The following is a 12,597-nucleotide window of genomic DNA, read 5'->3' as shown; positions in this document are numbered from 1 at the left end:
GTGAATAAAATTGAAAAAAACATAAAATTATTGAAGGAAATTACTCCTACAAAAGATGAATTTATTAATGAAGAATTGCGACCTAGTGTAAAAACTTCTTTTAACTGTTGTAACTGTTCTGCGAATAATGAAATTGAAATAACTCCTTATCAAACAGGTTTTCCATTTTTTCAGGTTTATAAAAATAATTTTCTTTCTGTAAAAAGTATTTTAAATAATAAAATAGCTTCATGTTCCTCAAGTTGGGCTTCTCATTTTGGAGAATATTTAGTGTATGATTTACCTACTTTGTATTTCATGAAAAAATGTGATACCTGTAATGAGAAGTTTCTTATAGTATTTGGATATGGAGAGAGTCAACCGAGTAAATGGGTTTGTAAAATATCAAGCATTTGGCAAATAGAAGAAATAGATTGAAAAGCAATTGTTTAGTGTGTTTTTTTTCGCCTTTACACCGCTCTGAAAAGCCTCCCGACTTCGCAGAACAAATGAAAACAAAAGATTAAAATAGTACAAAGAAAAAAAGAAAACGAATAGTATAGGAGTAGAAGTTAAGAGACTTTATAGAGTAATGGAAATAAACGAAAAGCAAAAAGATAGTTTGTCTATATAAACTATAAAGGATGAAGCAATATGATGAAACTACTAGATTATATAGTAAAATTGAAGGCTGGAAATATATTTTAAGAGGATTTAAAAATAAAGAAGAAACAAATAAAAGAAACAAAACAACCCCTATAGGATGAAAAATCACTACATACTCATACTCACCTTACTGCTATCGGCACTATCCTTTGCCAATTCAGAAAAGGATTCGTTATTAGTATCCAAAAGCAATACGATAGCAGTATTTGATAAGCCTACTGCAAAAGGATTAGATTCAATAGCACTACAACGATTAGCAGCATTCAAAGCAAAACGTGTAGCAGAACAGCAAAATAGTGTCTATGCTTTACGTAAATACAATACTAAACAATTTCGATCTTTTCCAGAATTAGAAACCGCTTTAGCAGAAGCACCCACAGAAGGTTTCTTTAAGGGGGTTGCAGAGTTTACCAAAGACTACATCAAAAAAATATATAAACCTACTCCAAAGACAGATTCTCTCATTGGTAAGGCCAAAGAGCTTTTTAAGGAAATAGAAAAACAAAAGAGTTTTGTTAATATTCTTAGTGGTAAAGAGTTATTGCAATTTCCTGTAGGAATCAAAAAAGATGTGTCAGCAAGTTCTTCGATAACCATAGGGGTGGTTAAAGCAAAATTACATGCGAACTATGCAGAGGTTGATTTATTTGCCAAACTTACTTTGGGGGAGTTAAGCACAGAACTTTTCTTTATGGCTAGTAATGTAAAATTATCACATCAAGGAGGCATCTATGGCGAAGCACAATTGAATCTTATTGGGGATTTACCCGTAGGACAAAGTGGTGGGCAATGGGCTATTACATTCAAAGGAGGACTAGAAAGCGATGGTAGTGCTACCAAACAGACCTATGTAAAAATTGATTGTACAGGTAAAGTAAGTGAAATTGGATTAGAAGCTGATGTTCGAATTGCAAAAACAGTAGCCATCCCATTAAATGAAGACGGCACCAAAAAGTTTCCTGGAGAAACAAAACCACAGGATGGTAAAAAAATAGCAGGTAATGAGAGTTATGTAGGGGCAAGCTTTAGTCTAGTTGCGAACTCCTTACAAGATCTTTTGATCGAATTAGATTTACCAAAATTTGAATTAGTGCCACTATCTGGTTGGGGATTTAAAATGCATAATGTAGTATTAGATCTTAGTGATACCAAGAATTCTTCTGTAGTAAAATTCCCTAAAATATATGAAGAACAACAATTAATACCAGCTGATCAAAAAGAACTATGGCGTGGTTTTTATGGCGAAGAGGTAACCATTACCCTACCACCAGAGTTTCAGATTACAAAATCCAAAAAGCGAATTTCCTTTGGAGCCAAAGGTTTATTGATTGATAATTTTGGAGTTTCTGGTAACTTTTTTGCTACCAATATCTTCAATATTAATGAAGGGAATGCCAGTAAATGGCAATACTCCTTAGACTCTATTAATATAGATTTACAGGTCAATCATTTTATCAAAGCTGATTTTAATGGTGAATTAGTACTCCCCATAAGTAAGGCAGACAAAGATGGTGGAGCATTAGCTTATAAAGGCTTAATTACTTCTAATAACCATTATAGTATGCGGGTAGAAGTAACCGATGATATAGATTTCAGTATTTTTAAAGGTAAGGCTACGTTATTTCCCGAATCCTATATTAAAATGGAAGTCGAGAAAGGAAACTTTTATCCAGAAGCGAATCTAACGGGGTTGATGGCATTTAATAAAGAACAAAAAGATTCTTTAGCGACTTCTTCTTCGCAAAACATGAAAAATAATGAGATCGAATCACTTAATTTTGAAGGGCTCGCATTTCAAAACTTTAAGATACAAACTAAATCACGCCCGTATCTCTCCATAAAATACATGGGCTTTAAAGACACTATTGCATTACCCCAAATTGGTGGGTTCGAACTAGGGTTTTATGATATAAAAGCAAAAACCTATCCCGATGATCGCGCAGAGATTGGTTTAAACAGTTATATCAATCTGGATAAAACAGGAATCAAAGGAGATGTCAGATTGCGTATCATTGGTAAACTGGAAGAAGGAGATTATTTAAGGTGGTCATATGATACTACAGAAATCGATGCCATCATAGTAGATGTAAAACGAAAGAATTTTGAGTTCTATGGCGAGCTTAATTTCTTTAGAGAAGACCCTGTATATGGTAAGGGGCTCACTGGTGAGCTTAAATTATATGCAGAAAGTTTAAAAGTAGAGCTTGATGCCAAAGGAATTTTTGGAAGAAAAGATAATTTTAGATACTGGTATGTCGATGCTTTTGGAAAACCAACGTCTAATAAGAGCTCCAAAAGCTTTAAAATTATAGAGCTAGGTGGTGGTGTATATCACCATATGCGCAAAGCTGGCATGGAGGAGAAAGAAAAGCACAGCATGTCAGGAATCTATTATCAACCCGATATAGATACAGAACTTGGTTTTAAGGCTATGGCAGCTTTTAAAGTTAAAAAATCAGCAACCTTCACGGGGCTTTGTGCCATCGAGATGAGTTTTAATAGTCAATCTGCTGGTGGAGGTATTAGTAGACTTGGATTCTATGGGGGTGCAGCTCTTATGAAAGGTAACGGAAGCGACGCAGGCCCATTTGGTACCGTAGCTAATATGCAGGTGAAACTGGCAGAGAAAGAAAAGAAGAATCCCGCTTTTAGTGAAATGTCTATTGATAAAGAAGGAATCAAATATTTTGCAACCCATGTATTCCCTAATATTCTTACAGGTCAAGAAGAATTTGCAGCACAAATGGCAATTGATTTTGATTTTAGAAATGATACCTACTGGGGGATGTTTGATGTGTTTCTAAACCTTGGGATGATAAAAGGAGCAGGAGAAAAAAACAGATTAGGATATATAGAATTCTATGATTCACCCAATGATTGGTATATCTATATTGGTACCCCTACCAAGCGTTTTGGTGTTGCAGGAATTCCTATCGGTCCTTTTGATGCTGCAATCGATCTATATTATATGACAGGAACCATATTACCAGATCCTGCATTACCTCCTCCTAATGTTATAGATATTTTAGGTTTAAAAGGAGAGGAGCTTCTTTTTGGAAGAAACTTTAATAGTCAACTAGCACGAGGAACTGGGTATGCTTTTGGAGCAAGTTTTACAATGGAAAAAAGCTTTGATTGGGGAATTGTCTATGCCTCTGTAAAAGCAGGCGTAGGCTTTGATCTAATGCTAAAAGATTTTGGTGATGCACAGTGTAGAGGCCGATCGGGCCCAATAGGTATGGATGGATGGTATGCTACAGGACAACTTTACGCTTTTTTACAAGGTGAGATTGGAGTGCAAGTCAGAGTTTTTGGTATGAGATTAAGAGCCCCAATCCTTAGAGCAGGACTCGCCGTATTGGCACAAGGACAATTACCAAATCCATGGTATGTAAAAGGATATGCAGGAGTACGTGTAGAAGTTTTAGGGTTTACAGTTCGTGCAAGACTTAAAGTTACTCTAGGTGATGAATGTGAGATCATAGGAAAAAGCGGGATGCAAAATCTGCAGATCATATCAGATATAATGCCAGAAGACAATGAAAAAACAGTAGATGTATTTGAGTCTGTGCAAGTAGCCTTTAACGTTCCTATAGGTGAAATAGTAAAAATTGAAACAGATCAAGGGAATCAAAAATATCAAGTTTTGCTTAATGAGATTACTCTAAAAGATGGAAATACCATTATATCAGGAGAACAAGTATGGAATACAAAAAAGGATGTTTTGATCTTTGAAACAGACGATATTTTTCCGCCAGAAAAGAAAATTACTGCTACAGTAAAGGTACAGTTTAATCAATATCAAGGAGGACAATGGGTAGCAGTACTCGAGAACGGAAAACCTGTTTTAGAAGAAAGAACAATAACTTTTACTACAGGTAAAGCTCCTACAAAAATACCTCATAAGAATATCGAACATATGTACCCTATAGTAGATCAACGGTATGTATTACCTAAAGAAAGTAATACAGGGTATGTGCAATTAGAAAAAGGACAAGATTATTTGTTTGGTACAAAAGGATTTAAAGACGAATTGTTTTTTGTTACCGAAAATGGAAAAACATTTAAAACCGAATTTTCTTATGATAATGCTAGCAATACATTACGGTTTAATGTGCCAAAATTACCTAAAGAAACAGGAGTTACCTACAAACTGATAACATCAAAATCAGGATTAGAAAATGGAAATGAATCTTCTAATCAGATCGTAATTGACGAGGTGAATGATGAGAATACTGTTGCTATTTCTCAAAATACCCTTACAGGGAATGCTACCAATGATGCCTCTATAAGTCGATTAGAATTCAGCTTTGGAACCAGTAAATACAGCACCTTCAAAGAGAAAATTAGAGCAATGAATATTACAGACTATTATAACTTTATGGATGGATCTTCTAATGCTGCACAATTAGAGTTACGTATTGCAAAATTCGAACCTTTTGATGTTAATGAAGTAGTAGGTACGAGATATACGCTAAACAAACCTTTGATGTCGGGAGTAGGGATGAAAACTGATGTCTATTTTAAGAAAGAAATTTATCCTTTACTCTATGAGAATTATCCTTTAGATGCCAATATACGAGTCAATAGAAATGAGAACGTATTAGGAACACCGCCTATGAAAAACATAAAACCTTCTCTTACTTATAGTGAATATGTACAAAACAATCCTGAAAACCGCTATTTAAAAGAACGATTCCCTTTTAGATGGAATCTGGCAGCGGCATACAAACAAGATTATGTATACCTGCAATATAAAATTGTAAACAGATACCTTAATACGAATACGAATACGATAGATATGAATGCATATGAGAAGTATAAATACATTATGGAAGGAAGTTTTCCGTATATCAATGTAGAAAAATATCAAGTAGAATTTCAGTACACATTACCAAATAAAACGACAGGTAATAAAATTAAGGTAGACTATAAAAATTTCTTTTAATGATGTTAAAACAGACCATACTATATATAACCATTTCTTTTATTGGCTTTTCTTCTTTACTATCGGCCCAAGAAAAAGAAACTGAGGCTCAACCAAAAATAGTTGTCAAAGCCTTGGCAAAAGCTGATGCTATACTATTACGTTGGGGGGTCACTGATAAATATGCTTGGAAACATGGGAATCAGTATGGCTATATTATAGAACGTACAACAGTGTTACGAGATGGAAAACCACTAGCCAATCCCGAAAAAATAATCCTTTCGGGAGATACTATTAAACCTAAACCACTAGAAGAATGGAGGACGTATGTGCAAGACAATGAAATGGCAGCAGTGGCAGCACAAGCAATTTACGGAGAGTCATTTCAGGTTAATAATGAAGTTGATAATCAACTGCTAAAGATTTTTTATGAAAGCGAAGAACTCGATCGTAGGTTTGGGTTTTCTATGTTTGCTATCGATCGGGATTTTGAAGTAGCCCAGTATGCAGGACTTGGATATGTAGATACCAATGTAAAAGAAAACGAAAAATATTTGTATAACATAAAAAGTGCTATCCCAACTAAAAAAATAGAGATTGAACCTTCTGGTGTTTTTATAAACATAAAAGATCGTGAAGAATTACCAAAACCTGCTGATTTTTTCGGATATTTCTACCAAAATGCCTTTGTACTAGTTTGGGAATATGATCAATTAAAACCATATTATACTGCTTATAATTTAGAAAGATCAGAAAACGGAAAAGATTTTACAAAAATAAATAATGTACCGATCACCAAATTGGCAGATACCCCATATACAGGGGTTTCTTATACCGACTCTATCCCTCAATACGGTAAAAAGTATTGGTATCGTATTAAAGGAACTAGCTTCTTTAACGAAACCAGTCCTCCTTCTGACCCTGCAGTACTTATTGGGTTTAAAGAAATTAAATCAGAGCCACTTTTTACTTCATCCAATATTATTTCTGAAAACAAAGTAGAACTACAGTGGTCCTTTGCCGAGGATGAACAATGGAAACTTAAAAAATATGAATTATTACGTGCCGAAACTGCTATAGGCCCCTATAAAACAGTTATAGATAGTATTGCTCCTGATCAAAAAAAAGTTACTTATAGCCCACTATCAGATATTAATTATTTTAAACTAAAAGCAGTTGGTAAAAATCAAGACTACAAAAAGTCTCCGCCAGCGATGGTTCAACCCATCGATAGTATTCCGCCAAAAAAACCACAAGGGCTCGAGGGTACTGTAGACACATTAGGAGTAGTAACCCTAAAATGGAGCAAAAATGCCGAGTTAGATCTAAAAGGATATAACATTCTAAGAGCCTACCGTAAAGATCAAGAGTTTACAAAATTAAACAAAGCTAATCTTATCAAAGAGAGCTTTATAGACAGTATTGATATGACTTCTTTTGATAAAGAGGTGTATTATCATATAGTTGCAGAAGATAATCGATATAATGAATCATTGCGATCAGATACTTTGATATTAATAAAACCTGATCGCATACCTCCCACATCTCCTGTATTTAAAACCTACGAAATCAAAAAAAATAAGGTAAGTCTTAGTTGGATAAATAGCTCTGTAGAAGATTGGAAATCGACCATTGTATATCGTAAAGAAGCTAAGGATTCGATTAGTCAACCTTGGCAAAAAATATTCGAAACAAGTATAGATACCGTTACAAGCTTTATAGATGGCAAAGTCAATCCTGGAAAAAAATATAACTACACACTAATTACGATAGATCAAGGTGGTTTAGAAAGTGAACCTACGCCTCCTATTTTAATTAATATGCCAGGGACACTCTTGCAACCTGGAATAAAAGGATTATATGCCACGGTAGATCGAGAACAAAAGTTCATACAACTTACATGGCGTTTTACTACTACAAATGCTATAGAAATACAAGTCTATCGCAAAACGAAAGAAACACCATTTATACTATATAAAAGATTAGATCCAAATGATAACAGATGGATTGATCAGAAGTTAATCACTAATACAAGTTATACCTATGCTTTTAAAGCCATATTTAATGACGGTAGTATAAGTGAATGGGAAGAAATTGAAGTAAAATATTAGAACTATGAAAAAAATTATATATTTCGTTACTTTTCTTATAGTCCAAATTGGACTCGCTCAAGACTATGGGTTTTTGATTATTACTAAAGTAGATAGGGAAACACATGCAAATTACTTTAATGCAAATATAAGTACTGATTCTCCCGAGAACTATGGATCTATAAGATATGATGCTTCGGGAAATACAGGAGAAGTTTATTATGATCTTGTCCGATTGAATAATAACTTCAATACTGTAAATGTTAATCTTGAGAGTCATTGGATTTCTATTACCAATAGTGATACCTGTAATTCAAATGACACCTTTGAATACAATAAAAATGACTTTGCGACCTCTTTGATTAATAGCAATCGCATAGATTGTAATTTTTTCACGCGGATATATACGATTCATATTAATAAACCCGCAGTAAGTGAACTCTGCATAGATCAGGAAATAACACTTAATTATGGGTACCATTGGCGGTTTAATATAGATAATCAAGGATGGGTTGATTTTCCTGCTTCTAAAAACGAAAGAAGAGAAACCACTTTTACCTTAAAAGAGCTCTTTGATGGAACCAACACTACAGCAGATAAATGGAAAAAAGGAAGTACTATTCAGTTTCAAACTGGATATGGTACAAAGTTTACGAATATTCGATCCTTGACGATCCTTAATTGTTCACCCACACTAGATGGTCCTATAGTTGATATTCAACCTTCTTGTAGTAATAGCATTAATACAAACGATAATGATAATGGTAGTTTTAGAGTAACCTTTGATAAAGCATTAGATGATACCAAGCAAGAAAAAATGAAGCTTGAGGTTTATAAGCAAATAGTTGGGACTACTACTTTTGATGGTTATGAATCAAAAATCTTAACAAAAGCCGATTTTACCGGTCGTTCTTATACTTGGGAACCTAAAAACCTACCTTCTGGTACTTATAAGTTATTCTGGCAAACCAAGAGTAACGGAGAGGGTTTTGATGATATCAAAAATACCCCAGACGTTTATGATCAAAGTGATCCATTTATTATTAATGTACTACCAGAATTATCTGTGATAGGTACTTCAACACGAGTGCAATGTTTTGGGGGTAATGATGGGAGTATTACCGTTGCTCCTTTGGGCGGAACTCCTGGAGTAGCACCAGCTCCCACTTATGAGTATTCTAAAGATAATGGAGCCTCTTGGCAAACTTCTGCCCTATTCGATAACCTTAAAAAAGGCAATTATACGATTCTAATACGAGATGGAAATGGATGTACCGTATCAAGTCCTGTCATTTCTGTAGAAGAGCGCTTTTCTAGTATACCCGATGTAACAGGCTTACAATCTTTGATTAAAAATCCTACACGTATTGCAGGTAATAATGGGCGTATTGTAATTACTATAGCGGGGGGATCAGGTAATTATACAACTTATAATTGGGCTAGAAATGGAATTTCTTTTACTCCGCCTGTTGGTTCTACAAATACGAGTATCAATGATTTATATGCGGGCATATATACTATTGTGGTAACAGATAATAATGGTTGTAGCTCAGTACTAGAAACTTTTATTTTAGAAGACCCAAAACCTATAGCGATTACTATGAGTATGACCCCTAATAAGGTAGAGTGTGCAGACTCCAAAGTAAGTCTTATTGCTAGTGCAGCAGGAGGTTTTTTAACCCCTACAGGAGCATATAGTTATCTCTGGTCTGATGGCACTACAGCGGCTACATTATCAAGTGTAGGAATAGGAACTTATAAAGTAGTTGTTACTGATAATGGAGGAAATAAGGCTGAAAAATCTTTTGAAGTACAAGGGCCAGACCCTCTTTTACTTACAACAACTATAAGCCAAATACAATGCCCTAAAAGTAAGGATGCATCTATAGCATTATCTATTTCAGGAGGGACTCCATTTGACCTTGTTGATAACCCCGATGGATATACTGTAGTGTGGACTAAGCTTTTTGACACTTCTTTTACTCAATCAGGTGCTACTCTTTCTAATCTAGGAGCTGGTTTTTATGAATATAAAGTAACGGATCAAAATAATTGTGAGATTAATAATTTTGGGAGCCCTATAGAGATAGAAGTACCTCCTGCAGGAGTAGCAGTATTTGAACAGCTAGGTAATCATATAGATAATAATATTTTTGGAGGAGCCACAGGAGTACTTGAGGTTAGTGTTGTTAATAGTACAGCTCCCTTTACCATACAATGGTTTAAAGATGGTGTTATTTACACACCACCTACAGGATCTACAGATACCCGTCTTATAAATTTACCTCAAGGTCAATATACTTTAGAACTTACAGAAGGTCTTTGTACCGTATCACTTGATCAACCTATTAAGATCACGCAACCAGAACTTCTAGAAATACAAAGTATAGATGAAAACGATATTAGTTGTAATAGATCTGCAGACGGAAGTATTACAGTAACAGTCATAGGTGGAGTTGAACCATATACATATCACTGGACAAAACAAGGAGACACAGGTTTTAGTAGACCAGATGACCCTACCGCAGATAATCTTACTCCTGGAGTCTATACAGTTACTATTACTGACGATAGCGGAAGTGCAGCAGAAATAAATTCTTCAGAATTTAACATCACAGAACCAAACAGTTTAGAGATTGTACAAGAAAGTACAACAACAGTAACATGTCCACAAGGAGCAGATGGAGCTATCAATATAAGTGTTGTAGGTGGTACTGCTCCGTATACTTTTCTTTGGAGCAATGGTCAAGAATTAGAAGACTTGAAAGACTTAAAGGTAGGAGAATATACTATTGTAGTAACGGATGCTAATAATTGTACTGTAGAAGCTACTATTCCCATTACCAACCAGCCGAATCAATTTAGAATTCAACAAGAAAATAGTACAGATGCCTCTACTTATGGCGGTACAGATGGTAGTGTTGAACTTATCATGGATGGAGGACAACAACCTTATACTTTTAATTGGATCAGACTTTCTGATACTACTACAATTGGAAACGCTAATCGAGTTGACAACCTAATCGCAGGTAGTTATAAGGTCATAATCACCGATAATGTCAATTGTATAATCGAAAACACTTACGAAATAGAACAGCCTGACATTATAAATCCAACTATTACATTATTGGTATGTAATGGAGATTGCACAGCAGGTATAGCGCTTGAAGTGAATCAAGGAAATGGAGATTTCACATATCTCTGGAACACAGGGGCGACTACTGATACCATATCTAATCTGTGTGCAGGAACATATACTGTAACAGTAAGTGGTTTTGAGAATGAAGACATTGTGCGTACTTATGAGATAGAAGACCCAGCCTCAGTTACTGTTGATTTGGGTAAAGAGCGATTTATTTGTTTGGGACAAAGCACTACTTTATCAAATAATATTGATGATCCTAGTGCCACTTATAACTGGACAGCTACAAATGGATTTACAAGTAATCAACCAGTAGTGAATGTTGATCAAAGTGGTGTGTATACACTTACTATTACAGATAGCAAAGGATGTGTAGGAAGTGGTTCTGTTGTTGTGAATGAAGTAGATGCAGCAATTAATGCTGAGTTTTTATCTGCCAGTCAAGTATTTACCAATGAAAAATTTGTTGTGATTGATGTTACATACCCAATACCAGATCATATCGAATGGATTTTACCAGAACAGGCTACAATCGTTACACAAGATCAAGATCTTGTAGAATTGTCTTTTGATAAAGCTGGAGAGTACGAAATCACAATGATCACTCAACTAGGGGATTGCAAAGAGGCTTTTACTCAAGAAATACTTGTATTAGAAAAAGAAACACTTGATAATCATACAGAAGAAGATCAAGAATTAGGTAATATCGAAGAGTTTATTGTATATCCTAATCCCTCAGATGGGAAGTTCTTTGTAAAAGTAGCTCTTAAAAAACAAAAAGATATTAATATAAAAGTATTTAGTCTCTCGAATAATTCCATACTGGCTCAGAAAAAACAATCAGGCGAAAAACAATATGAAACCCCATTTACGATACAAGTACCATCGGGAGTATATGCGGTAGTACTAGAAACACCCTATGGAACTGCGATTAGAAAAGTGGTTGTAAAGTAATTAAAACGGTAAAAAAAATTGTGCTTTGAGCAGCTTATGGTTGATCTGTATAGTTTTACAAAAACACTATAAACTTTGTTGATAATTAAAAGAAAAAGCCCTGAAAAAGGCTTTTTTTAGTAAACCTTAGTATTATAAGGTGTAACTTATGAAGGACCACACCCGTTATATTTCATACAAGATTCAAACGTATCATCATTTGTAGGATGCGGCTCATCGCAAGCATCAAATATGATACTACAATCTATAGTTCTTAGGTCATTCCTTGTTAGTGATTTAACACCTTTAATTTCTAAAATTGATTTTAACATGATTTATGGTTTTAAGAATTAATTTGTATGATTTTTTTAAGCCACTCATATTGTGTTGACTATAAAGGAGGCTATGTGCCAATACTCATGAAAATAAAGATTATTCCTTTCTTTTAAATCAGTATCATCCTGAACGTGATGATATCTTATACAATTTACGGATAAATTTTTCGTATATTTAAAGAATGGGTAAGCATATATTATTAGAAGTAAAAGAATCCTCAAGTCATTTACGGAATTTAATCAGAAAAGAGACTAATCCTAAAAATGTATTACGACTACAATCTTTGTTACATATTAGAGAATCAAGCTTTTCTACACAATCAGCCTTGGCAGAACATTTAGGATATCACGTTCGTAGTATGGAACTTTGGCTCAAGTTATATAAAGAAGGAGGTTTATTCGCCATGCTTTTGAATTCAAAAGAAAAACAGCAGCGCAAGCGAATCATTACTCCAGCTGTACACGATGGATTATCAAAACGACTTAATAATCCAGAGCAAGGTTTCCATAGTTACGTACAAGCGG

The 12,597-nt window shown here is 34.6% G+C and carries 6 protein-coding genes; all 6 read left to right on the top strand.

All coding sequences use genetic code 11. The annotated features are described in order from the left end of the window. The gene (locus CVD18_RS10990; protein WP_103865493.1) at positions 1 to 417 is read left to right on the top strand and encodes a hypothetical protein; all 417 of its coding nucleotides are present in this window, start codon (positions 1 to 3) and stop codon (positions 415 to 417) included. A 206-nt stretch (positions 418 to 623) separates the two neighbouring features. Continuing rightward, positions 624 to 746, top strand: a complete 123-nt coding sequence (locus CVD18_RS23360; protein ID WP_255409440.1) for a hypothetical protein — start codon at positions 624 to 626, stop codon at positions 744 to 746. Beyond that, positions 743 to 5,593 (top strand): hypothetical protein, encoded by a 4,851-nt coding sequence (locus tag CVD18_RS10985; protein WP_103865492.1) that lies wholly within the window; start codon positions 743 to 745, stop codon positions 5,591 to 5,593. The genes CVD18_RS23360 and CVD18_RS10985 overlap by 4 nt, the downstream gene beginning before the upstream one ends. Continuing rightward, complete coding sequence (locus CVD18_RS10980) at positions 5,593 to 7,683, top strand: fibronectin type III domain-containing protein (RefSeq protein WP_146052758.1); 2,091 nt, start codon at positions 5,593 to 5,595, stop codon at positions 7,681 to 7,683. The genes CVD18_RS10985 and CVD18_RS10980 overlap by 1 nt, the downstream gene beginning before the upstream one ends. Positions 7,684 to 7,687: 4 nt before the next feature. After that, on the top strand, positions 7,688 to 11,758 hold the full coding sequence (locus CVD18_RS10975) for a T9SS type A sorting domain-containing protein (protein ID WP_103865490.1): 4,071 nt from the start codon (positions 7,688 to 7,690) through the stop codon (positions 11,756 to 11,758). A gap of 496 nt (positions 11,759 to 12,254) precedes the next feature. Next, positions 12,255 to 12,597 (top strand): transposase (locus CVD18_RS10970; RefSeq protein ID WP_103864054.1); only part of this gene is annotated, 343 nt, incomplete at its 3' end.

Source organism: Aquimarina sp. I32.4 (genome assembly GCF_002924285.1).
Taxonomy (GTDB): domain Bacteria; phylum Bacteroidota; class Bacteroidia; order Flavobacteriales; family Flavobacteriaceae; genus Aquimarina.
Note: the sequence above shows the minus strand (reverse complement) of the source record. Positions and strands in the feature narration are given on the sequence as shown.

Coding starts and splice junctions, on each gene's coding strand:
- CVD18_RS23360 (WP_255409440.1), top strand. CDS start 624: ATGAAGCAATATGATGAAACTACTAGATTATATAGTAAAATTGAAGGC.
- CVD18_RS10985 (WP_103865492.1), top strand. CDS start 743: ATGAAAAATCACTACATACTCATACTCACCTTACTGCTATCGGCACTA.
- CVD18_RS10980 (WP_146052758.1), top strand. CDS start 5,593: ATGATGTTAAAACAGACCATACTATATATAACCATTTCTTTTATTGGC.
- CVD18_RS10975 (WP_103865490.1), top strand. CDS start 7,688: ATGAAAAAAATTATATATTTCGTTACTTTTCTTATAGTCCAAATTGGA.